The sequence below is a fragment of the Campylobacter concisus genome, from assembly GCF_050447485.1.
GTDB classification, from domain to species: Bacteria; Campylobacterota; Campylobacteria; order Campylobacterales; family Campylobacteraceae; genus Campylobacter_A; species Campylobacter_A concisus_BQ.
This window is the reverse complement of record NZ_JALMFY010000001.1, coordinates 1,343,166-1,365,591: the sequence shown is the minus strand read 5'-3', so window position 1 is coordinate 1,365,591 and position 22,426 is coordinate 1,343,166. Positions and strand designations below refer to the sequence as shown.

Sequence of the window (22,426 nt, the reverse complement as noted above, 5' to 3'; positions counted from 1 at the left end):
AAATTTTCCTAATTATTTTTCAAAGAAAGAAAAATCCTTTTTGCAAAAACAAAAATTTGAGGACACCCCAAAAATACAGAACTGTATAAAATTTTGTAAACGAAATTTCTATTTATTTTAAAAACATATTTTATATGATTTGCCTCTGGACATATAGCATTTATATGCTTTTTAAAGTTGCTGTCCGAATAATCCAAAATAAACTTTAAAATTGCAGGGATATGATATTTAAAATATTCATCAAAAAGACCTCTCTGCAACAGGAAATTCCTTACGGCTTTGCTAAACTCAGCAAAGTCATCAAGAGCTTTTTTATTATTTGAAAAACTATTAGAAAGTGAGTTGGGATTCGTTCTGTAATGATAAAATGGCCTTGAAATGTGAGTAATTTTTTTTGCTTCATAAAAAAGCTGTAAACTTACAAAACTATCCTCACAATGCGAAAAATGTGGAAAATCAATATTTTTATAAAGCTCTCTTTTAACTAATTTATCGCACATAGAAACAGAAATCTCATGAGATAAAATAGCTTTTACAAATTCCAAATTTATCTTTGGATGATTCTTTGTATAAAAAAAACTTTTTATAACACTTTTTTTACTAAATTCTTTAATGTAGTCAAAACAAACGATATCTGCATCGCTTTTTCTAGCTTCATATATCAAAGAGCTTACCATATCTCTATCGACCCAGTCATCACTATCTATAAATAAGACATATTTGCCAATCGAAGCATCCAATCCATACTTTCTAGTAAGGCTTGACCCACTATTTTTTATATTATTGATAATTTTTATGTCATCTTTTCTATTTGGATATTTTTCTATCATATTCTCCAAAATTTTCATAGATTTATCTGGCGTGCAATCATTTACAAAAACATACTCTATATTGTCATAATCTTGCTCTAAAAGCGTAACTGCGCACTTTTCTATATATTTTTCCACATTATAAATGGGTACTATTATGGATACATCGTGGTCTTTCATTTGCTTATCTCTGCATTTTTCCAAAATTTTTAATAAGTCTTAAAACAAATAGGACAGTTTGTAAAAATTTGTTTTCACCCATCACCACTTGAACTCTATAAAATTCACAAAGAGTTCCTAATATATCAACACTACTGACTCCATCATTTGAAAATTTACCGACCACACTTTTTAGTATTTTTATCTGAGCTCCACAATTTGCAACAGTCAATACAAATAGCTGATCTGCCGCTATTGGAAATTTTCTAGAATAGTATCCAAACTTTTGATGGAGACTTGTACGATATATTGAGCCAACAGCATGCCCTGAAATATAGTGAAATTGTCCTTTAAGCCATTTTGGACCACTATTTGGCTCGATTTTGCCATTATTAGTATCGATATAAGCTGTTATTATGTCTACACCATCTTCTATAGCTTCCTTATAATTTTGAATAGCATTTGGATAAAGTTCATCATCGGCGCCAATAACAAGGTAGAATTCTCCGTTACAAGCCTTTATACCCCTATTTAAAGCGTCATAAATTCCGAAGTCCTCTTCAGATATAATTTTTATATTTATCCCATCGGTGCTTTTTAAAATTTCTAAAGTACTATCACTAGATGCTCCATCAGAAACAACCCACTCAAAATCTTTATCGACTTGCTCTTGCAGGCTTTTTATTACTCTAGGTAGGAATTTTTCTGCATTGTAGGTTGCGGTAATTACGCTAAGTTTAGTTGGTTTTTCATTGTAGTTTTTATAATAGATCTTTTTACTCATTATATAATACTTTTTAACATTATTGCTTTTGATTGAGTATTTTTTTATACAATTTAATGTACCTTTTAGTTACGATCTTACTATCAAATTCATTTAGAATCTTCTTTCTAGAATTTAAACACAATTCATTATACTTTGAAGTGTTTAAAACCCATTCTATTCCATCTGCAAAGTCTTTACAATCAAAAGGTTTTGCCAAATAACCATTAACCTTATGCACGCACATATCACTATTTCCACCTATATCAAATGCTACGACTGGTGTTGCGCAGGATAAACTTTCCATTATCGTATTAGATAAATTTTCTGATAAAGATGGGACAACTGATACGTTTGCAGAGTTATAAACAAGTTTAATACTTATATCATCATTTAACTGGCCCAAATATTTTATAGGGTATTTAAAAATATTATTTTCTTTTGGCATACATCCACCCATTACAAGCAAGAAAACATCATCCAATTTTAAACTATTAATTGCAATATTTAGTTCTCTAAAGCCTTTATTTGGATCGCTAGTGGCAGAACTTGCTGAGAATAGAATTATTTTTTTATTATTAGGTAAATTTAATATTTCTCTGGCTACGTTTTTTGGAATAGGCTTATACATAATAGTGTCAATTGGGTTTGGAATAATATTAATATTCTTGTTATGCAACAACATACTTTTCTTACAATTATTAGCAAGCCAGTTGCTTGGAGTCACTATATTCAATTTCAACTTTGAAAATATCTTCTTTTTTATATTGAATACTTTATTTGATAAATCATTATTTTTATCAGACCCCAAAACAGGACACTTTTTGCATTCACTTTCAAATTTTTTACATTCATATGGCAAATGACATCCTCCAGTAAAAAGCCAACTATCATGCATAGTCCATACTATAGGTTTTTTAATTTTTAATAAATCTTTTATATTTATCATCCCTCCATTAACCCAGTGAAAGTGAACTATGTCTGGATTTATCATATTTATTTGTTTAATCAGACCTGAGTTAAAAAAAGTATTATTTAGAGAAAATATCGTGCGAGTCCGATACTTGTAAAGTCTCACTCTAAGATGTTCATATTGTTGCCTAAATATTTTTTTTAGTTTATCTATCTTTCTTTCTGAAGACAAAATTCTAAAGTCATCACTTATTTTATTGTCAACTAAATAATAAGCATCTATGCCTTCATGCAGCAAACCACAATAAAGACGATTTGCAGCCTTTGCTGCTCCTCCATTATTTTCATTAGCATTTATTATTAAAATTTTCATATAGTAACTACTTTACTTCGTCTGATTCTGCCAATACTTTTTATATCAAAATTTTCAGTTAGCATGATCCTAGGGAGAGACTCCAAATGATCTATGTGATCTCTATATATCGTTCCAGCTCTTGTAGTTACCGCTGTTTTAAATCCCATACTTTTTACAATATCAAATTCTCTTTGGCCTATTTCAAATCTACTTCCGAAAGGATAAGCAAAATGCTCTATTTTTTTACTTATTTTTTCTTCTAAAAGGTTATTAGCCTCCATTATCTCAGTTTTTACTTCTTCAATTGTTAATTTATTTAAGGCATAATGATTTTTGGTATGTCCCGCAATCGTACACATATCATCTTTTGATAATTCAATAATTTGTTTCCAATCCATACAAAGCTCATCATTCTTGGCAAACCAGTCGACCTCATAATCACAAAAAAGATTGTTTAAAGAATTTAAAAAATCTTTTCTATCAAAAGATATAATTATTTCACGTAACCGCAAGAAAGTATCTTCTTTTTGCTCCTTCGTTTTACAGTTATAAATCTTTCCATTACCTAATTTTAAAGTCTTGTTTTTTAAGATTAAATCTTCTAACGCATACCACCATAAAATAGCCTTGTTTTGAGGAAAAGAGGTAGTAACATATACGGCAAAAGGTATATCGTATTTTTTAAAGATTGGGTAAGCTATTTCGTAATTATCCCTATAGCCATCATCCATAGTAAAAGCAATTTGTTTTTTTGTCTTATTACCTTCCTTTAGCATATTATATATATCATCCAAAGATATAAATTTATAGCCTTGTGATTTTAGATTAAAAATAAATTTTTCTAAGAATTCTGGTGAAATTTTCATGTTTTCATTTGGCCATAATTTAATTGAATCAAAATGACTCACTCTATGTAGCATAAAAATAGTTGCCATACCAGAAAAATAATTTTGAATCAATGGCATATCTGATAATAAATTTATTATAAATCTTCTCAATATTTATATCCAAAAACGTTAAGTTGTAAGTCCATATTTACATCTTTGCCATGATTTACAAATGGATGCCTTCTTTTTGTAATGCCTTCAGTATAATATCTAAATCTATTATTTTCCAATATCTCTAATATCTCACCCAACTTCTGACTTTCGCTATTCCAAGAGTGGTATTCTATAAAAATGTTTTGGACATTTTTTAGACTATCATTACAGTCTTTTAAAACATTATACTCTGCGCCCTCAATATCAATTTTTAACAAATCAATAAATGCTTCTTTTTCTAAAAATTCTCTTAATCTTATACTTTTAATTTTAACTTTATTATTACCTGCATTAACAGATCCACCATCGGCTCCATCACTGCCAAATTCAATTCCTTCATTATTTATCCAAACAGCTTTATCAATAATCTCAACATCATTAATGTTATTGTTTGTAATGTTAGCTTTTAATACTTTTGCTATCTCTGGATCAGCCTCAAAGGCTTTTATTTTAGCATTTTTAAAAAGTTGCTTAAAATAGAGACAGCTCATTCCAATATTCGATCCACAATCAAATATAACTGGCGTTATCGAATCAGTTTGAAATTTATATATTTCGTCAACAAATATCTCCTTAAACTGCCAAACAAAACTTGGCAAGTCTGGAACATCAAAACTATATTTATGAAATTTAACATTGTTAACTCTCTCATATCGTTTATGTTTCCCCCATTTATCATAAAGTCGATAAAACTCTCTCTCGTTTTTGCTTTTAATATAATGATAAAGTGGCCTAATCATATTTTTTAATAAATATTTCATCTTTTAAATACCTTTACAACTAGAGTTACTTGATAATCTCTGTCTATACAAAATAATCTAAAATAATTCATCTCTTGTTAGCTCCTAAGCTGAAGTACTTTGCAAAAACTGTTGACAACAATATATTTATACATATTTCAACCTCGGCATTTCTCTCACAATAACATCTTTAAAAGCTCTTTTTGTAGATAAAATTTGCGAATCTTCAATAACAGTTGCATTATTATTTGAATAATGAAATATTTCAAATTTTGTTACATTTGAACTAAATTTTTTTGAGTAACCATTTTTGGATATTTCACATACAGTGTCTTTTATAAAACTTCTATTTTGATACAAAAAACATTCGATGCAAAACATATCAATAAGCACTCGACTATATAGACTAAAGACTCTTGATACGGTCTTCAGACTACATAGATAATACCAACTTAAATTTTTACATAAATACATCAAGCACATCAAATATTTTTTTAAAAGCATTATTAATCCTTATAGATTTTATATTTTGTTAATCATTAGACTATTTAATCTTTTGTACTCAAACATATTTAACAAACTATCAACCGAACAATTAAATATTTTACCATTTTTAAAATTTTCAGCAATTAACTCTTTTTCCAAAAATACCTTGCCAGTAGAAAAAAATTCATCTGACTTCTTGATGCACATTCTTCTTTGTTCATTATGCTGATGAATAGAAGTCTTATAAAATCTAAAGCTCTCTTCATTTTTTAAGCAGATGTAGTTATGATCAACTCCAAGTAAATATATTTCTTTAAATCCCATATAAATAGCAACTATTAAAGCATATGTACTAGCAGTATTTGCAGCCCAAATTTGATTTTCAATACTTATATCTTTCTCTTTAAACTTATATTCTTTGTCTACATTGATTCCAGCGAAATACCAATTAATATTATGTTTTTTAAATATTACGTATTTTTCAAGGATATATCTTATATTATAATCATACATGTCAAGTCCAAAAATCATATTAACATTTACAGGTACATGCTTTTCCATATCTTTAAACCATCGCTTCCATTCATCTTCCGTTTGTGGTGGATGAATAGGAGCGACTAAATAATATTTTTGTATATCTCCGCTTACAATCTCATCAAAATCGTTATGTACATAAAAGTTATTAAGTGCAAATACGATTTCATTTTTTAATGGTTTTAGATCTTCACTTTTTATTGACGGACCACTACCAAGAATGAAGCATCTTTTGCCTTTATGCTTGTCTTTTAAGTTAATATTCTTTAATATCACTTCTTTATATTTTAAAAAATGAATATAGCTTCTTGCATATCTTAATCCATTTAATAGTATTGGTGGCATTATTTTTTTTGCTAAACGTTTCATTACTACACTCCAATCCAAGCTCAACTACCACACTGCAAATATATTTTTTTAAGTATATCAGCATAAAAATATCTTTTTACTAAAATAAAATAAATACCTAAAGAAAAAATTGTTGAATAACTATAATATAAAATATCAATATGATAAAAAACAAAAATACTATTTAAAATTAAATTTAAGGCTAAAATTATAAATTGATATTTTAATAATACAAAATGATGATTATCACTAATCATATAATAAATATACATATTATTAATCGACAAAAATATTGCAGATAAAATTAGAACAAAAAATAGAAATTCTGTACCAAGATATCTTTTAACAATGAATTTTAAGAATAATGGATATGTTGCCACCGCAATTACAGAGGCTACTACCAAAAAACAGTATACTTTTTTATTGGTAGCCTCTACAATATTTTTTACAGAAATAAAATCTTTTTGTGCTACATATGTATATAATAGTTGAGAATATGGTCCAAAAAAACTCATCGATAATAGCCATATATTCATAGCTAACGAAGATGTAAAGCCATATGTAGCAAGTTCTTCAGAAGAGTAAAAAGTAGATATAAACCATCTATCTTCAGTTCTAAAAAGTATGTCTATCGCCCAAATTAAATAGACAAAAAAACCTATCTTATAGATCTCAAAAACCTTCTTTTTAAAACTATAAAATTTAATATTATTAAATACTAATGGGACTAAGCAAAAAGACACTAAAAAAGTTATGGATGTTACTATAAACTGAGCAATAAATATAGACTCAATATTTCGAAAGTAATAAAACATTAATATTGTTACAAATGGTCTAAGTATTTCATCTAAACTTTTTAAAAAATTAACTTTTTCAAATTCATGTTTAGAATTTAAAAAAATCTTAACATTTTCTGTATAATGTGAAAAAAAGAAATTTGTAGCTATTACAAGAATTACTGATGAACTAAGCTTAATATTTAATAGCAAAAGTATACTTGCACCTATAAACTGAATAATATGAGAAATAATGTTACTATATAAAAATAATTCATTCTCATTTTTTTTATCTACTATATATTTTGGTAATAAAATGACCGTACCATGCATAGAGCCCAATTGTAATAACGGCAATAAAGACAATACCATCGTTATATAAACAAAAGTGCCATAGTCTCTTTCTGAAAGACTCTTGGCTATATATATAAATGATAAAAAAGACAATCCTTTTGAACATATAGCTATTAGTAAATTCTGTAAAATAACTTTTTGCAACTTATCTGCCCAATATTCTTTTTACAAATTCTTTCATGCCTAGCTTATCTAATAGCTTTATAATTGCCTCCCTAATATAATAAGGGTTCAACTTTAAAACATGTAAAATATAATCTCTTTTTAATTGATTTTCGACCTTAATTGCCCATTTCGTCATCTCATTATCATAAATTACAATATTATCTCTCATACTCCAATCAATAGGCTTTTGAAGTACGAAAGTGCATCTTTCATTACCATATATGACCCTCAAGCCTAATGATTCGAAAAAAACCTTTAAGTAGTAGTAGTAGTAGTTATGCACATGTGCGTTTTGAAAATACAAGATCGGATTAAAATATGTCTTTTGAATATCAAATATACCTGGTACTTCTACCAATAAGTATCCTTCATCAGAAATCAACTCTATAATTTTATTCATTGTGCTTATTGGTTCATTAAAATGCTCCATAACATGAGATAAAATTACTAAGTCTTGAGATTTCTTTGGAGTTTTATCAATATCAAACTCGCCTTGATATAAATTTAATCCTTTATTTTGTCCGAATCTTAAATACTTTTCTCCAAAATCACAGCCAGATACTCTTTTACCATTCTGATAAAAAGGGTATAGGATTCCACCAGCACCACATCCTATTTCAAAAACAGTATTAATATTGCAAATTTCAATATTCTCTCGTATAAGATTATAAAAAATTTGACCTCTTTGAACTTGTGAGTTGAAAAACTCGTCGCTAGCTAATTCCATACCAACATATATATCCCTATACTCATTTCTATAAAATTCTGAAGTTGAGTAGTCGTCGAGGCGTTCTTTTAGTCTAATGATCCCGCATTTCTTACAAAGTACATTACAGCACGGTATCCCATATCTATCTTTTTCTGCGACAACAATATCTATAAATTCATTAGTGTTGCCACATAGACATGGATTAGGCACTAATTTATATTCGCCATTTTTGATCTTAGTTTTAAATTTTAGTATGGTATCTTTTTGTAACTTATTCAAGGATACAATTGATTTATCATCATTTCTCCAAATTGGGAATTGTATAAGATTATTTATCATGGTAATTTCCTAAGACATACTCAGCGAATTCTCTAACAGCACCGTCTCCACCTTTTTTTGAAAGTACGATAATATTTAAGATGTCTTTAATCTCTTGTGTAGCATCTAAAGGACAAGCAGCTAATCCTACGCTTTGTAATAGTTCTTTACAGTTTATATCGTCTCCTATATATGCTACTTCACTAAGTAAAATATTTTCATTTTGACATATTTTTTTAACTACTTCTAACTTACCATTATGCTCTATTCCTTGACGTAAAAAATCTACTTTTAACTTTTTAGCACGATTCTCTACAATTTTCGTATTTTCGCTTGTAATTATTCCTGTTTTTATACCGGCACGGTGCAATAGCTCGAACCCTTTTCCGTCACGAGTATTAAATTTCTTCAGCTCATTACCATTTTCACCATAATACATTCCAGCATCTGTTAAAGTTCCATCGACATCAGATAAGAAAAGCTTTATAATTGGTTTTGTTCTTTTTGACAAAATATATTTATACATCATTTTCTCGGCTATTACCCAATCATCTTCCTCGTCTATTTCAATAGCTGTAAATTCTTTCATCTCATAAATAGATACCTTGCCGCTTAAACGATTTTTATACCTCTTTATATTGCCTATACTATTTATATAAAATGATCCATTCTCCATAAAGAGACCATAAAAATCTTGCCTACGTGGACGATTTTTAAAATCATAATTTATGGGACTAGCATCACTATCCCAAAAAAATCTCTTTGTTCTAACACAAGTAAGCAATGAATCGGCTTTATTTTTTTTAAACAACTTTAATGCTTCATCAAAATCCTCTGTCTGCGTAAGAGGAGAAGTTGCTTGCACCAAGAAAAATAAGTCATCCTCTCTAAAATTATTTTTATAAATAAATTCTAGCATTACAGATTCTGTACTAGATGTATCTTCGGCATTTTTAGGATCTCTATCATATACTTCGACTTTCGTGAAATTAAAATTATTTACGATTTCTTTTATTTTATTACAATCAGTAGCCACAAATATTCTATCGATATTAATTGAATTTTGAAGCGATAAAATAGTCCAGTAAACAAGTGGTTTGCCGCAGAATGCTTTAATATTTTTAAGTGGTATGGATTTACTCCCACCTCTTACTGGAATAAACGCTATATTCATTCTTATTTCCTATTTTTTAATTTTTCTCTTTGAATTTGTTCTATAAATAAAATTTCTTCTTTTTTATAGTGTAGTGCTTCATATGTAGCGTTAAGATCTCTTATAAGTTTTCTTAGACCATCTGGCTCAAGCGAAGCCGCATGATCAGTTCCTTTCCAAGTCCTATCCTTTGTAAAATGCCTTTCTATCCATCTAGCACCTAAAGTATAAGCTGCTACATCAAGCGCAATACCCAAATGATGTCCAGAAAATCCTATTTCATTTATTCTATGTTCATAATTTTCATAAAGCCAATTAATCTCAAGTAAAGAAACATCTTTTGCCGGTACAGGATAGCCTGAAGTACAAGAATAAATGAGCAATCTCGATTTTGCTTGATTTGTTTCTTCAAAAAAATTCACTATTTGTTCAATTTCATTTTTTGAAGTCATACCAATAGAAAGCTGGACTTGCCCATTAAACTCATCTCGAAGAATTTTTAACATTTCAAAGTTGTTATTACAAGCTGACGGAACTTTTAAGAATTGTGGATTAAGAGATATCATCTCTCTTGCACTAGTTGTATCCCAAACTGAAGTAGAATAAACTATTCCGATATCATCACAATATTCTTTTAAAATTTTATGCTGCTCTAAATTAAATTCTAAATACTCTCTATGTTCGCCATAAGTAGCACCATACGAATTCTCTGGAACAGGATGTGGAGCATTGTATTGTTCTTCTGTAAGCAACTCTTTATTATTTCTTTTTTGAAATTTTACATAATGAGCTCCCGCTTGCTTTGCTAAAGATATAAGCTCCTTCGCTATGTTAAGTTGTCCCATATGATTACAACCAATTTCTGCAACCACTTTTGGTTCTATGTAGTCAAATTTAAATGCCATTTATATCTTTCTCCTATTTATATTATTTTTTATTTTCTACCATATTTATCAGCATATCTAATAATATCATCCTCACCAAAATATTCCCCTAGCTGAATTTCAGATAGAACAATATTTTCATCACTATCATTAATAATCTGATGCTTGCATCCTCTTGGTATATAAATATATTTTCCAGGAAAAATGTCAGATAAAGATTCATCTAATACTAACTTACCTCTACCTTTTATTATAATCCAGTGTTCTTCTCTTTTTTTATGCTCTTGGAGGCTTAACTCCTCTCCAGGAAATACTGTAATTATCTTGGCTTGCGCATTTGACGTTAAAATTACGCTCTTATAAAACCCCCAAGGGCGATTGTAGATTTCATGTTCCAAAACATAGTTGTCAAATGATGAAAAATCATACTTTAAATCAAAGCTTATGTTTTCTAAAAGCATAATGTGAAATTGTTTTTTTGTAATAACATTAAGAAGTTTCATATTTTCATCCACTATCGGCAAAAAATCTATCTTATCGGATTTAAATTTCTCACATACATCATTAAAAGTCGATTCTAAAGACAAATATTCAAAATCAACATTTATAACCATATTAACTGTATCATATATAGTAAGTTCATTTAAGAAACCCTTTCTTATATCACCGTCAGTTAGGACTCCTATAACAGAATTATTATTATTAAGACAAATTAAAAATCTTTTTTTATTTTTTTGAAGTTTCAAAAGTGCGAATTTAATGTTTTCATTACAATATATCACCAAATTATTCATTAAAAATTTATCCCCATATTTTCTAAATACCACTCATAAAGTGTCTTTATCCCATCTTCAAGCTCTACTTTATGTTTCCAGCCAAGAGAGTGGAGCTTAGATGGGTCCGTTAGCTTTAGCATCGTTCCATCAGGCTTGTTATCATTTAAGTATAGCTCGCCTTTAAAGCCAATTATATTTTTAACCAAATTTGCTAGCTCATTTATCGAGATATCTTTACCTGTACCTATATTTATATGTGTATTTCTTATCTCTTTGCTATTTTTATCATAAGTATCTTTAAAGTCTCTATTTTCCAGTAAAAACACGCAGGCATCGGCCATATCTTCTGAGTATAGAAATTCTCGTCTAGGCTTACCTGTGCCCCAGATTTCTACTCTATCTTTTGAAATACCAAATTTATCAAGATAAACCATAGCTTCATTTATATCTCTTACTTTTAGATCTTTTACCACTTCGCCAAATTTTTCTTCGCTTAAAAGCTTTGCTAGGTGTATCTTTCTTATAAGTGCTGGCAATACATGCGAAGTTTCTAGATCAAAGTTATCATTTGGGCCATACAAATTTGTAGGCATTACAGATATGAAATTTGTGCCGTATTGTAAATTATAGCTCTCACACATCTTCATGCCAGCTATTTTGGCTATCGCGTATGGCTCATTTGTGTATTCAAGTGGAGATGTCAAAAGCACCCCCTCGCTCATTGGCTGTGGAGCATCTTTAGGATATATGCAAGTACTTCCCAGAAATAATAGTTTTTTTACCTTATGCAGATAGCTTTGATGGATAACATTATTTTGAATTTGTAAATTTTCATATATAAAATCAGCCCTATACGTACTATTAGCCACTATTCCACCGACCTTTGCAGCGGCTAGCACTACATACTCAGGTTTTTCTTTTTCAAAAAACTCACAAACCGCTTTTTGATCCATTAGATTAAGCTCTTTATGAGTTCTTGTGATTATGTTTTCATAGCCTTTTGATTTTAAATTTCTCACTATAGCAGAGCCTACCAGTCCCCTATGTCCTGCTACATAAATTTTGCTATTTTTATCCATTTTTTACTCGAAATAGCTCATTATCTCATATCCACCATCTTTTAGATAGACGTCTTTTGTCATAAGCTTTAAGTCTGATTTCATCATATCATTTACTAGGTCTTGAAGGTTAAATTCTCTCTTCCAGCCTAGTTGTTTCTCTGCCTTGCTCGGATCTCCAAGCAGCAAGTCAACCTCTGTTGGCCTAAAATATCTTGGATCCACGCAAACCACAGTTTGACCAACGCTTAAATGAGACAAATTTAAATTTAACTCATTTGCCTTTTCAAAATTTAGTGAGTCCACGACTCCTACCTCATCTACGCCAGCTCCTTCAAATCTCAAATTTATACCAGCATAAGCAAATGCAAATTTTACAAAGTCTCTAACCGCTGTCGTTTGCCCAGTTGCTATCACCCAGTCTTCTGGCTGTGGGGCTTGAAGTATCATCCACATCATCTTCACATAGTCTTTTGCATGACCCCAGTCTCTTTTGGCATCTAAATTTCCAAGATAGAGCTTGTCTTGAAGCCCAAGCGCTATCTTACTAGCTGCTCTTGTGATCTTTCTAGTGACAAATGTCTCACCTCTAACTGGCGATTCATGATTAAACAATATACCATTACAAGCAAAAATGCCATAAGCCTCTCTATAATTAACCGTTATCCAGTACGCATACATCTTTGCGACAGCATAAGGGCTTCTTGGATAAAATGGCGTAGTCTCGCTCTGCGGTGTCTCTTGCACTTTTCCGTAAAGCTCAGAGGTAGATGCCTGATAAATTTTTGTCTTTTTCTCAAGCCCTAGTATCCTTATAGCTTCAAGAAGCCTAAGAGTGCCTGTGCCATCAGCATTTGCGACATACTCTGGAGTCTCAAAGCTTACATGCACGTGGCTCATGGCAGCTAGGTTATAAATTTCATCTGGCTGTACCTCTTGGATGATCCTTGTTAAATTCATAGAGTCCGTCATATCGCCATAGTGCAAGAAAAAGTTTCTATTATCAACGTGTGGATCCTGATAAAGATGATCTATCCTGTCTGTATTAAAAAGACTTGTTCGCCTTTTTATACCATGGACTATATAACCTTTTTTTAGTAAAAATTCTGCCAGATACGATCCATCTTGACCCGTTATACCAGTTATTAACGCTACCTTTTTATCCATAAATCACCTTTTAAAATCATCATCTAGGCGGATTATATCATCTTCACCTGTATATTCGCCGACTTGAGCTTCTATTAAAACCACGGGGATCTTACCCTCATTAGATAGCCTATGAATTTCACCCATTTTTATATAGATCGACTCGTTAGGACAAACGAGTCTAGTTATCTCACCTATCGTCACAGTGGCACTACCAGATAGTACTATCCAGTGCTCATTTCTATGAAAATGCTTTTGCAAAGATAGCCTTTTACCGGGCTTTACCTCTATTATTTTTATCTTATAGCCATCTTGATTTTCAAGAACAGTGTAGTTCCCCCAAGGCCTATTTGTAGTAATATGAGCATTGCAAAGCTCAGAGGTCTCCTCTTTTAAAATTTCTACAATATTTTTTACTTTTTGACTAGATGACTTTTTAGATATTAAAAGAGCATCTTTTGTATCAACTATAGTTAGATCATCAACATCTATCAAGGCTATTTTTTTACCGCTAGATAGGACTAGGTTATTGTGAGAATTTATCTGCATCAGGTCGCTATTTATTGTATTACCATTGGCATCTTTTGGTAGCTGCTCATCCAAACTATCAAAACTTCCAAGATCGCTCCAAGGCGTATCTAAAGTTACCATTTTTACGATATCTGATTTTTCCATCACAGCATAATCTATGCTGTTTTGTGGGATATTTTGCATATCGGTAGCGTCTATTTTAATATCAAATTCATCTTTTTTTGCGTTATTGAAAGCTAACTTACATGCTTCAAGTATCTCAGGGGCAAAAATTTTCATCTGATCCAAGAAAATACCTGCCTTAAAGACAAACATACCTGAATTCCAATAGAAATTCTGATCTTTTAGAAATTTCACTGCCCTTTCATAGTCTGGCTTTTCATAAAAAGCCTTTACATCACCGCTAAAACTCTCAATATAGCCAAATCCAGTCTCAGGCGAACTTGGTTTTATGCCAAAAGTAACCAAGAAATTTTGCTCTGCCAGCTCTTTTGCTACTTTTACACTCTCTTGATACTCTTTAACATCTTTTATCAAATGATCAGATGGCGTTACTAAAACCACTTCATTTGGATCAATTGCGAGGCAAGCTAGAGTGATCGCTGGAGCAGTATTTCTACCAACTGGCTCGAGCAGATATTTAAAATTTGTGATATTTAAATTTTCTATCTGATCCATTGCTAAGTAGTAATGATCAATATTTGTTACAACAAATGTCCTATCGCAAATTTCACTGTTTCGCAGTGCTGTTAGCTGAAAAAGAGACCTATCATCAAATAATTTAATAAATTGTTTTGGCATCAAAGTCCTGCTAATAGGCCATAGTCTCGTACCAGAACCACCACATAATAATATATTAGTCATAAATTATTTCTACTTTAAATTAGTTTTAAAAATTCTTTTTAATTAAAGCAAAAATAGACTAAGAATCTAATAAAAATGCTTTAAATATGGATTATATAGCTAGAAGTTTAAAAATTTTTATAGCAAGAGCTGGCGTTACACCAACTCTCTTATGCTTTTTGTTAGCTCCAGGCTCGCTTCGATCTCGGCGCGTTTTGCCATGACGCTTTCTATATTTATGCTTAAATTTAGCCCATTTTCATCGCCAAATTTCTTTAGCTCGCACCAAATTTCTTTGATGATCTCGCAGCTACTAGCTAGGTAGTCAGAGCTTAAATTTAGCCTCTCCTCAACCGAGCTTGGTACGCTCACTCCGAGCCATTTGATAAATTCAAGCGTTTTTGCATTGCCCGCTGTGCTAAATGTAAGAAATATCGGCTCGCTTATCTTTGCAGTCGCGCAATCCTCTAAAAATTTACGCGCTAGCTGTGCGTCAAATATCGCTTGCGATATGAAAAATTTAGCCCCAGCTGCGATCTTTTCACGCATCCTTTGTGGCTCATTGCCCTTTTTGCCGTGACGCTCTGCGATACAGACGCCGCCTACTGCTAACTCTTTAAATTCGCTAGCGATCTCATAGGCGCGAGCTAAATTTAGCCTTACTTTTTGCGTGCTTGAAGTTGCCCCCACTAGAACGTTTAAATTTGAGCTTTGAGCTTTAAGTGCTGCGCGAAATTCATCCTCACCGTATCCGCTAGCCACGCGGTAAAATATGCTAGGTGTTGCGACGTTTAGGTACCTTTTGTAGTAAATTTCTGGGCTTAACGTCCCGCTAAACTCAAATGTCCTCTCGCTATCATTTCGCTCACTCTCGTCTTGCACCTCGTAAAGCACAAGCCCATCGGCCTTGATATCATTTATCCGCCCGCTCCAGCGCTCTGAGATCTCACGTAGCTTTGACTCTTCAAATTCAGCCTTTGGCGGCGTGAGGCCATATAGCACGAGCCCTTTTTCTTTATTTAAAATTTTCTCTTTTAGCATTTTCTCACTTTTGAACTAGATCAGCCCTCATCACCACACCAACAGAATTTCTTGACGACATGCAGACAAACTCGTCTTTTAGATATTTCGCGTCGGCTCGCCAAAAACTTACGATATTTGCCACGTCGGCATTTTGCTTTTTAGCAGCTATCATATATCTTTTCATGACGGCGACAAAAGCCTCTTGGCAATAGCCCTTTATATCTCCGCTATCAGTGATAAATCTTTGAACCTTTACATTTGCCTTTATTACGCTTTTATTTTGGTCGTTTGAGCCAAACTCAAGCCTCACATTTTCAAAGCCTTCTAGCTCTTTTTTGGCAGCTTCTAAATTTAAAGCCTCGCTGATACTATAGATATTTGTTTGTTTGTACGCACCTTTGTTGAGTGGTATAGAGTGGCGTCCAGAACTACATCCGGACGCAAATATAACTAATATTACAAATAGAAAAATCCTTTTCATTTTTCAAATCCTTTTTAATTAAATTTTATAGACCTCTTACGATCTTGACGGCTTCTACCATGTTTTTAAGGCTTGGCTCGACCTCTTCCCATTTTCTAGTTTTTAGGCCACAGTCTGGGTTGATCCAGAGTTGCTCTTTTGGTAAAACCTCAAGCAGAGCTTTGATCTGAGCGACGATCTCCTCGACACTTGGCACGCGTGGGCTGTGGATGTCGTAAACGCCAGGTCCGACCTCTTGTTTGTAGCCAACGGCTTTGAAAATTTTAAGTAGCTCGTTGCCACTTCTTGCAGTCTCGATACTGATAACATCAGCGTCCATTGCCTCGATAGTCTTGATGATGTCATTAAATTCAGAGTAGCACATATGCGTGTGTATCTGAGTTTTTTCCTCTGCTGAGCTTACTGAAAGCTTGAAACAATCAACCGCAAATTTCTCATAAGCTGGGATATTTTCAGCTCTTAGCGGATAGCCCTCTTTAAACGCTGCCTCATCGACTTGGATCACTCTGATGCCCGCATTTTGAAGGTCTGCGATCTCGTCATAGATACAAAGTGCGAGCTGTTTTGCTACCTCGCTTCTTGGCAGATCGTCACGCACAAAGCTCCAGTTTAGCATAGTCACAGGACCTGTTAGCATGCCCTTCATTACGTGTTTTGTGATACTTTGAGCATATTTCATCCACTTAACAGTCATCGGCTCTGGGCGGCTTACGTCACCAAAGAGAAGTGGTGGCTTAACGCAGCGGCTGCCGTAGCTTTGTACCCAGCCATTTTGGCTAAATGCGTATCCGCTGATCTGCTCGCCAAAGTATTCAACCATGTCGTTTCTCTCTGGCTCGCCGTGTACTAGCACGTCTAGGCCGATATCTTCTTGAAATTTCACGCAGTGATCGATATATTTTTTGATGCCTGCTTCATAAGCGGCCGCGTCGATCTCGCCTTTTTTGAAATTTTGGCGAAGTACGCGAAGATCAACCGTTTGAGGGAAGCTGCCTATCGTTGTTGTAGGCAATATGCCGTATTTTAGCGTTTCGCGTTGGATTTTGATGCGGTCTTCAAATTTCTCATCACGCTCAAATTTGCTTAAATTTTTAACGCGGTTTTGGACGCTTTCAGAGTGGATGAGCTTTGAAGTAGCGCGAGTTTTAACTGCATTTTTGTTCTCTTCGTAAATTTTTGTTTCGCTCTCATTTAGCTTCTCGCCATTTGCTAGTTTTGTGATGATCTTGATCTCATCAAGCTTCTCAACCGCAAAGCTTAACCAGCTTTTGATCTCAGGGTTTAAATTCTCTTCATATTTTAGGGTGTATGGCACGTGAAGAAGTGAGCATGAAGTGCCGATGTAAAAGTCTTTGCCGCCTATTTTCTCTGAAATTTCACGAACAAGTTTTACCTTATCATCGATGTTGCTTTTCCAGATATTTCTGCCGTCGATCACGCCAGCAAATAGCGTTAAATGGCTGTTTTTGATAGTCTCAAGTGCTTCGAAATTTCTCTTGCCGTGGATGAAGTCAAGTGCGATGCCATAAATTTTAGTTTTAGCCACTTCGCTAACTGCCTTGATAGCATGCTCAAAATATGTCGCAAATACGATCTTGATGTTATTTGCAACGCCTGTTAGCTCGTTATAAACCTTTGTGATAAGTGGCAAAAGGTCGCTTTCGTTTTTGTCTGTTACAAAGATCGGCTCGTCAAACTGCACTAAAATTTCATCATCAAGCTTAGAAATTTGCTCAAGTAGTTTTTTGTACTCGCCTACAAGTGCGTCAAGGTGCTTAAATGGGCAGCTGCCGTCAGTCGTCTTTGAAAGAGCCAAGAACGTGATAGGGCCGATCAAATTTACCTTGCCTTTTACGCCGTTAGCCTTCGCCTCTTTGTATTCATTTAAAATTTTGTCCGCTTTTAGGCTAAATTTACTCTCACTGCTAAGCTCTGGCACTATGTAGTGGTAGTTTGTGTTAAACCACTTTGTCATCTCCATCGCAACGCCATTTTTGTTGCCTCTTGAGCAAGCAAAATATTGCTCCAAGCCGCTTAAATTTGCAAATCTTGGAGGTGTAGCGCCAAAAGCGATGATGTTATCAAGCATTAGGTCGTAAAATGAAAAATCATTAACGCTAATAGCTGAAATGCCAGCGTCTTGTTGGTATTTCCAGTGTCTTTGGCGAAGCGTCTTTGCAGTCTTTTGCAAATTTTCTTCGCTAAAGCCCTCTTTACCAGCCCAAAAGCCCTCTAATGCGCGCTTTAACTCTCTTTTCTCTCCGATTCTTGGAAAACCTAAAACATAACTTTTTATCATTTTTATCCTTTTTAAATTTAAATTTGCAGACGAAAATTCGCTCTGCGGACTACTATAAAACTGTGCCATGCACAGCAACCTTGAATATTTTTATGCAGGTATATCCCTGCGACCCAAACCCCCAGCACGTTCAATGTTGTTGTGCTGCACACAAGTCTGGGTCACACCACCGGTGGATGACACCCGCTTTTTCTTAAACTAAAGTAAAATTTATAAAAAACCCTACTAAAAAGATCCTTGCCAAATTTCAGGCATTGCTTAGCTTTGCTATTAAAAATGCAGTTACAATGCAGCGGACCTGCTAGCAAAAATGGATTTATCTCAATGTGAAAAAAAGTAAAATCATTTAAAAATTTGCGTGTTTTTTGAAAATCGCTGATATGTTTTTTGCCGAGATTAATGAGCTTTACGCATGGGACAAGGCATCAGCGTTTTTCCTTTGTAGTGAATTTTTGCCGCATTATAAACGCTCTTTGCCAAATTTTTGTTTAAATTTGGGCGCTACTAAATTTCACGCCCAAAACTTTTAGTCTTTTTTGCCTTTATTTAGAGATTTTAGCTTAGCATCCATATCAGCTGTAAGCATAGTAAAGACTTTGTTTGTAAGCTCCTGCGTTAGATCTTTAGCCTCTTGCATAGTCTTTTGGCTAAATTCATTTAAGAGTTTGTCCGCTTTTTTCTTATCTTTTTTATAAAGCTTTACGTACTCATCTTCAAATTTAGCCTGTTTTACCGCCAACTCTTTTTCAAATTTAGCATAGGCCTCTTTTACCACTGGCGAATACTTCTCATAGTCAGTCATCACAAGGGTTTGAAGCTTTCTATAAACCCAGTAAATCGAAGTATCATCAGCGTCGTATGAGCCATCAGAGTAGCCTTTTATAAAGCCATCAAGCCCCTCGTAATACGGCAAATAAACGCTAAGATCAGCCATGCCAAGAGCGACGTAGGTCACACGGCCGATCTCTTTTGGTAGCCATGGGCGCACCTGCATGACGTGAGACTCGTATGTTCTAAAGACGCTTATAGCGCGGTAGATGTTTTTCTTATCTTCATCTTTACTAGCGTAGTTATCAAATGGTGTGCCGTTGTAGTGGGCTCTCATCGCAGCTTTTAGATCTTCAACACTTAGTTTTTTCTCTGGTTTTAAAAATACTGGGAATTTTTGACCGTCAGCAAAGTCTTGTTTTAAGCTTGGGTTAAACATGCTTTGAACCCAGCAAACACGTGGGTAGTTGTAAGTCACATCTCTCTCATCATCCCTTGTATAGGCCTTTGTAAAGTTAAATTCTCCGTCTTTTGCAGGGTCATAAGTCTTGTTATCGATCGCAAATTTTATGACATCTTTTGCTCCCATGAAATTTGGATCGTTCTCTTTATAAGCGTGAAGTCTGCCTTGGTTTGCAGTGACGAAATACTCATCTTGTGGGATCTTTGAAGCGATCCATTTATGGCCTGTACCTGTCTCAAAGTACCAAAGCTCGTTTGCATCGACAAATACCACGCCAAAGCCCTCGCCAGCGCCTTTTGTCTCCACTATCTCGCCAAGAAGTTTAACGCCCTCTTTTGCGCTTTTAATGCGTGGCAAAAGCACGTCTGGGATGTCATCTTCTGTGATGCCAGTCTCTTCGTTGTATGGATCAACTTTTAAAAGCTCATCTTTTGCGTAGATGGTCTCAGTGCCGCTTAGTCCAACGCCAGCCTCGTTGTAGCCGACTGCTCCGTGAAGTTTTGTGTGTGAGTTTGCGATAGTTGTGTATCTCATGCCATCTTTTGGGAGTGGATATGTAAAGTCATTTGCGCCGTCATGTGCCTTTGAGCTGTGCATGCCAGTTTGATTTTTCGTAGCTGGATGTATCAAAAAGACTTGAGCCTTTATAGCCTTGCTATCAGCGCTTCTAGCCACTAGCATAGAGCCGTCGTTTGAAGCTTTATCTCCTACTAAAATGGTAGTGCATGCCAAGCTACTTGTGCCTAAAATCGCACTCATAGCGACGATTGATGCAAGAATTTTCCCTTTCATTTTTACTCCTTTAGTAAAATAAATTTCTTATATGTGATTATATGTCAAATTTAATAATTTAATTATAAATTTTAAAATTTTTTTAAGTTTAATGTAAATTTATTGCAAATTTTGTCTAAGTGAAATTTAAATTTTCTAAAGGATTTTTCGCTATAATCCAAATCTTACGCACTTGCGTATAAAATTTCAAAAAGGATTAGCATGCCAAAGATGAAAACCGTTCGCGGTGCTGCTAAGCGCTTTAAAGTAGGTAAAAATAAGATAAAAAGAGGCTCTGCTTTTAGAAGCCACATCTTAACAAAAAAACCTACTAAGCGTATGAGAGACCTTCGTGGCCCACACTACGTGGATAGCACAAACGTCTCAGCCGTTCGCAAAATGCTCGGCGTATAAAGCAGCGTAGATTTAAGTTTTTGACAAAAAAGTCATTCAAACTCCCCCAAATTTAGGGGCAAGACTCACTTCGTGAGCGCCAATTTGTAAAAGGATAAATATGGCAAGAGTAAAAACAGGCGTAGTTAGAAGAAGACGCCATAAGAAAGTTTTAAAGCTAGCACGTGGCTTTTTCAGTGCTAGACATAAACACTTTAGAAAAGCTAAAGAGCAACTAGAGAGAAGTTTAGTTTATGCATATCGCGACAGACGCCAGAAAAAACGTGATTTCAGACGTTTATGGATCGTTCGTATCAACGCAGCTTGCAGACTAAACGACATTAGCTATTCAAGATTTATCAACGGCTTAAATAAAGCTAAGATCGAACTTGATAGAAAAATTTTAGCTGATCTAGCTATGAATGACGCGAAGGCATTTGCGGCACTTGCAAAACAAGCAAAAGATGCTTTGAAATAACACCTTTTCTCCGCTTCGGCGGAGATCTTTTTTTATACACTTTAAATTTTAATAACAAAAACTCTATAAAACTCTTTGTTTTAATTTACTACCCGTGACTCTTACAAACTACTAGCAGCCAAAATAGCTAAATTTCGATACTCGTATCAAAGCAGTGTTTCACCGCTCCACTAAATAAAATTTTGCCGTTTTCAAGCCTAAGGCCAAGCTCTTCGCCGCTTTTTGGATAGACTTTTAGACATTGCGCTGCGTTTAAATTTAAAGTAGCACCATAAAAGCAAGCCGCCATGCCAGTGCCACAAGCTAGCGTCTCGTCCTCCACGCCCCTTTCGTAGGTTCTCACCTTTAAAACGCCGCCATCAAATTTGGCTAAATTTACATTTGCATTGTATTTTTGGCGAAGCGCCCTGCACTCTTTGACGTCAAATTCATCTAAATTTTGTGTGAAATTTACAAGATGAGGCACGCCAGTATCGTAAAAATACCAAGTTTTGCCGTTTTCATTTAGTGACTCGCTTAAAATCTTTGGACTTGTTAGCACGACCTCGACGCACTCATCTTTCACGCTTGCCATCACCTCGCCGCTGCCAGTTAGCAGAGCAAATTCGCTTGAACTAACAAGGCCGTTTAGATAGGCATATCTAGCAGCCGCGCGAGAGCCGTTGCCACACATCGCAGCGTAGCTTCCGTCGCTGTTGTAAAACTCCCATTTCACGCCCTTTTCGTAAGGCAAAAGCACGATGAGCCCGTCAGCTCCCACGCCGTTTGTTCGGCTGCAAATTTGCCTTGCAAGCTCGCTTCTATCTTTGCTCAAAAATGTGTGAAATATGACAAAATCGTTGCCGCTAGCGTTGTATTTTGAGACTTGCATGAGCCATCCTTTTATTTTTT

21 protein-coding genes are annotated in these 22,426 nt (G+C 34.0%); 2 read left to right on the top strand and 19 right to left on the bottom strand.

The window, feature by feature from the left end; all coding sequences use genetic code 11:
• Nucleotides 1-8: 8 nt before the first annotated feature.
• From MTT29_RS06890 to MTT29_RS06805, 18 genes are all read right to left on the bottom strand, one after another.
• Nucleotides 9-989 (bottom strand): glycosyltransferase family 2 protein, encoded by a 981-nt coding sequence (locus MTT29_RS06890; RefSeq protein WP_429800154.1) that lies wholly within the window; start codon nt 987-989, stop codon nt 9-11.
• Between the two features lie 4 nt (nt 990-993).
• Nucleotides 994-1,752, bottom strand: coding sequence for a glycosyltransferase (locus MTT29_RS06885; RefSeq protein ID WP_149718941.1), 759 nt, complete (start codon nt 1,750-1,752; stop codon nt 994-996).
• A 19-nt stretch (nt 1,753-1,771) separates the two neighbouring features.
• Nucleotides 1,772-3,016 carry a glycosyltransferase family 4 protein gene (locus tag MTT29_RS06880; protein ID WP_429800153.1) on the bottom strand — a complete coding sequence of 415 codons (1,245 nt, stop codon included), beginning with the start codon at nt 3,014-3,016 and terminating at the stop codon, nt 1,772-1,774.
• Nucleotides 3,013-3,996, bottom strand: coding sequence for a polysaccharide deacetylase family protein (locus MTT29_RS06875; protein ID WP_429800152.1), 984 nt, complete (start codon nt 3,994-3,996; stop codon nt 3,013-3,015). The genes MTT29_RS06880 and MTT29_RS06875 overlap by 4 nt, the downstream gene beginning before the upstream one ends.
• Nucleotides 3,993-4,799: an FkbM family methyltransferase gene (locus MTT29_RS06870; protein WP_429800151.1), complete on the bottom strand. Its 807-nt coding sequence runs from the start codon at nt 4,797-4,799 to the stop codon at nt 3,993-3,995. Before MTT29_RS06870 ends, MTT29_RS06875 begins: the two co-directional genes overlap by 4 nt.
• Nucleotides 4,800-5,300: 501 nt before the next feature.
• The gene (locus tag MTT29_RS06865) at nt 5,301-6,167 is read right to left on the bottom strand and encodes a hypothetical protein (RefSeq protein ID WP_429800150.1); all 867 of its coding nucleotides are present in this window, start codon (nt 6,165-6,167) and stop codon (nt 5,301-5,303) included.
• 20 nt (nt 6,168-6,187) lie between these two features.
• Nucleotides 6,188-7,420, bottom strand: coding sequence for a lipopolysaccharide biosynthesis protein (locus MTT29_RS06860; RefSeq protein WP_429800149.1), 1,233 nt, complete (start codon nt 7,418-7,420; stop codon nt 6,188-6,190).
• Between the two features lies 1 nt (nt 7,421).
• Complete coding sequence (locus MTT29_RS06855; RefSeq protein ID WP_429800148.1) at nt 7,422-8,489, bottom strand: class I SAM-dependent methyltransferase; 1,068 nt, start codon at nt 8,487-8,489, stop codon at nt 7,422-7,424.
• Entirely contained in the window at nt 8,479-9,642 is a 1,164-nt protein-coding gene (locus MTT29_RS06850) for a cytidylyltransferase domain-containing protein (RefSeq protein ID WP_429800147.1), read from the bottom strand. The genes MTT29_RS06855 and MTT29_RS06850 overlap by 11 nt, the downstream gene beginning before the upstream one ends.
• Before the next feature lie 2 nt (nt 9,643-9,644).
• On the bottom strand, nt 9,645-10,526 hold the full coding sequence (locus MTT29_RS06845; RefSeq protein ID WP_429800146.1) for an N-acetylneuraminate synthase family protein: 882 nt from the start codon (nt 10,524-10,526) through the stop codon (nt 9,645-9,647).
• A 29-nt stretch (nt 10,527-10,555) separates the two neighbouring features.
• Nucleotides 10,556-11,299 carry a CBS domain-containing protein gene (locus MTT29_RS06840; RefSeq protein WP_429800145.1) on the bottom strand — a complete coding sequence of 248 codons (744 nt, stop codon included), beginning with the start codon at nt 11,297-11,299 and terminating at the stop codon, nt 10,556-10,558.
• Nucleotides 11,299-12,360, bottom strand: a complete 1,062-nt coding sequence (locus MTT29_RS06835; RefSeq protein ID WP_429800144.1) for a GDP-L-fucose synthase family protein — start codon at nt 12,358-12,360, stop codon at nt 11,299-11,301. Before MTT29_RS06835 ends, MTT29_RS06840 begins: the two co-directional genes overlap by 1 nt.
• A 3-nt stretch (nt 12,361-12,363) precedes the next feature.
• Nucleotides 12,364-13,506, bottom strand: a complete 1,143-nt coding sequence (gene gmd / locus MTT29_RS06830) for a GDP-mannose 4,6-dehydratase (protein ID WP_429800143.1) — start codon at nt 13,504-13,506, stop codon at nt 12,364-12,366.
• Between the two features lie 3 nt (nt 13,507-13,509).
• Entirely contained in the window at nt 13,510-14,880 is a 1,371-nt protein-coding gene (locus MTT29_RS06825) for a mannose-1-phosphate guanylyltransferase/mannose-6-phosphate isomerase (protein ID WP_429800142.1), read from the bottom strand.
• A 135-nt stretch (nt 14,881-15,015) separates the two neighbouring features.
• On the bottom strand, nt 15,016-15,900 hold the full coding sequence (locus MTT29_RS06820) for a methylenetetrahydrofolate reductase (RefSeq protein ID WP_149706485.1): 885 nt from the start codon (nt 15,898-15,900) through the stop codon (nt 15,016-15,018).
• Between the two features lie 4 nt (nt 15,901-15,904).
• Nucleotides 15,905-16,363 (bottom strand): hypothetical protein, encoded by a 459-nt coding sequence (locus tag MTT29_RS06815; RefSeq protein WP_148822924.1) that lies wholly within the window; start codon nt 16,361-16,363, stop codon nt 15,905-15,907.
• 25 nt (nt 16,364-16,388) lie between these two features.
• Entirely contained in the window at nt 16,389-18,662 is a 2,274-nt protein-coding gene (gene metE / locus MTT29_RS06810; protein ID WP_429800141.1) for a 5-methyltetrahydropteroyltriglutamate--homocysteine S-methyltransferase, read from the bottom strand.
• A 526-nt stretch (nt 18,663-19,188) separates the two neighbouring features.
• Entirely contained in the window at nt 19,189-20,685 is a 1,497-nt protein-coding gene (locus MTT29_RS06805; RefSeq protein ID WP_103578705.1) for a C69 family dipeptidase, read from the bottom strand.
• 201 nt (nt 20,686-20,886) lie between these two features.
• Between MTT29_RS06805 and rpmI the strand changes: the two genes are divergently transcribed.
• Complete coding sequence (gene rpmI / locus MTT29_RS06800) at nt 20,887-21,078, top strand: 50S ribosomal protein L35 (RefSeq protein WP_021090212.1); 192 nt, start codon at nt 20,887-20,889, stop codon at nt 21,076-21,078.
• Between the two features lie 100 nt (nt 21,079-21,178).
• Entirely contained in the window at nt 21,179-21,535 is a 357-nt protein-coding gene (gene rplT, locus MTT29_RS06795) for a 50S ribosomal protein L20 (RefSeq protein ID WP_004317321.1), read from the top strand.
• A 127-nt stretch (nt 21,536-21,662) separates the two neighbouring features.
• Here the strand turns inward: rplT and dapF are convergent, their stop codons facing one another.
• Nucleotides 21,663-22,406, bottom strand: coding sequence for a diaminopimelate epimerase (gene dapF, locus MTT29_RS06790; protein WP_103606060.1), 744 nt, complete (start codon nt 22,404-22,406; stop codon nt 21,663-21,665).
• Between the last annotated feature and the right edge of the window lie 20 nt (nt 22,407-22,426).

What these genes read in the sequence shown, in the direction of transcription:
- MTT29_RS06835 (WP_429800144.1), bottom strand. Translation starts at nt 12,360, where the DNA reads ATGGATAAAAATAGCAAAATTTATGTAGCAGGACATAGGGGACTGGTA.
- MTT29_RS06865 (WP_429800150.1), bottom strand. Translation starts at nt 6,167, where the DNA reads ATGAAACGTTTAGCAAAAAAAATAATGCCACCAATACTATTAAATGGA.
- MTT29_RS06870 (WP_429800151.1), bottom strand. Translation starts at nt 4,799, where the DNA reads ATGAAATATTTATTAAAAAATATGATTAGGCCACTTTATCATTATATT.
- gmd (WP_429800143.1), bottom strand. Translation starts at nt 13,506, where the DNA reads ATGGATAAAAAGGTAGCGTTAATAACTGGTATAACGGGTCAAGATGGA.
- MTT29_RS06880 (WP_429800153.1), bottom strand. Translation starts at nt 3,016, where the DNA reads ATGAAAATTTTAATAATAAATGCTAATGAAAATAATGGAGGAGCAGCA.
- MTT29_RS06815 (WP_148822924.1), bottom strand. Translation starts at nt 16,363, where the DNA reads ATGAAAAGGATTTTTCTATTTGTAATATTAGTTATATTTGCGTCCGGA.
- MTT29_RS06890 (WP_429800154.1), bottom strand. Translation starts at nt 989, where the DNA reads ATGAAAGACCACGATGTATCCATAATAGTACCCATTTATAATGTGGAA.
- MTT29_RS06825 (WP_429800142.1), bottom strand. Translation starts at nt 14,880, where the DNA reads ATGACTAATATATTATTATGTGGTGGTTCTGGTACGAGACTATGGCCT.
- MTT29_RS06805 (WP_103578705.1), bottom strand. Translation starts at nt 20,685, where the DNA reads ATGAAAGGGAAAATTCTTGCATCAATCGTCGCTATGAGTGCGATTTTA.
- dapF (WP_103606060.1), bottom strand. Translation starts at nt 22,406, where the DNA reads ATGCAAGTCTCAAAATACAACGCTAGCGGCAACGATTTTGTCATATTT.
- MTT29_RS06885 (WP_149718941.1), bottom strand. Translation starts at nt 1,752, where the DNA reads ATGAGTAAAAAGATCTATTATAAAAACTACAATGAAAAACCAACTAAA.
- metE (WP_429800141.1), bottom strand. Translation starts at nt 18,662, where the DNA reads ATGATAAAAAGTTATGTTTTAGGTTTTCCAAGAATCGGAGAGAAAAGA.
- MTT29_RS06840 (WP_429800145.1), bottom strand. Translation starts at nt 11,299, where the DNA reads ATGAATAATTTGGTGATATATTGTAATGAAAACATTAAATTCGCACTT.
- MTT29_RS06850 (WP_429800147.1), bottom strand. Translation starts at nt 9,642, where the DNA reads ATGAATATAGCGTTTATTCCAGTAAGAGGTGGGAGTAAATCCATACCA.
- MTT29_RS06845 (WP_429800146.1), bottom strand. Translation starts at nt 10,526, where the DNA reads ATGGCATTTAAATTTGACTACATAGAACCAAAAGTGGTTGCAGAAATT.
- MTT29_RS06855 (WP_429800148.1), bottom strand. Translation starts at nt 8,489, where the DNA reads ATGATAAATAATCTTATACAATTCCCAATTTGGAGAAATGATGATAAA.
- MTT29_RS06820 (WP_149706485.1), bottom strand. Translation starts at nt 15,900, where the DNA reads ATGCTAAAAGAGAAAATTTTAAATAAAGAAAAAGGGCTCGTGCTATAT.
- rpmI (WP_021090212.1), top strand. Translation starts at nt 20,887, where the DNA reads ATGCCAAAGATGAAAACCGTTCGCGGTGCTGCTAAGCGCTTTAAAGTA.
- rplT (WP_004317321.1), top strand. Translation starts at nt 21,179, where the DNA reads ATGGCAAGAGTAAAAACAGGCGTAGTTAGAAGAAGACGCCATAAGAAA.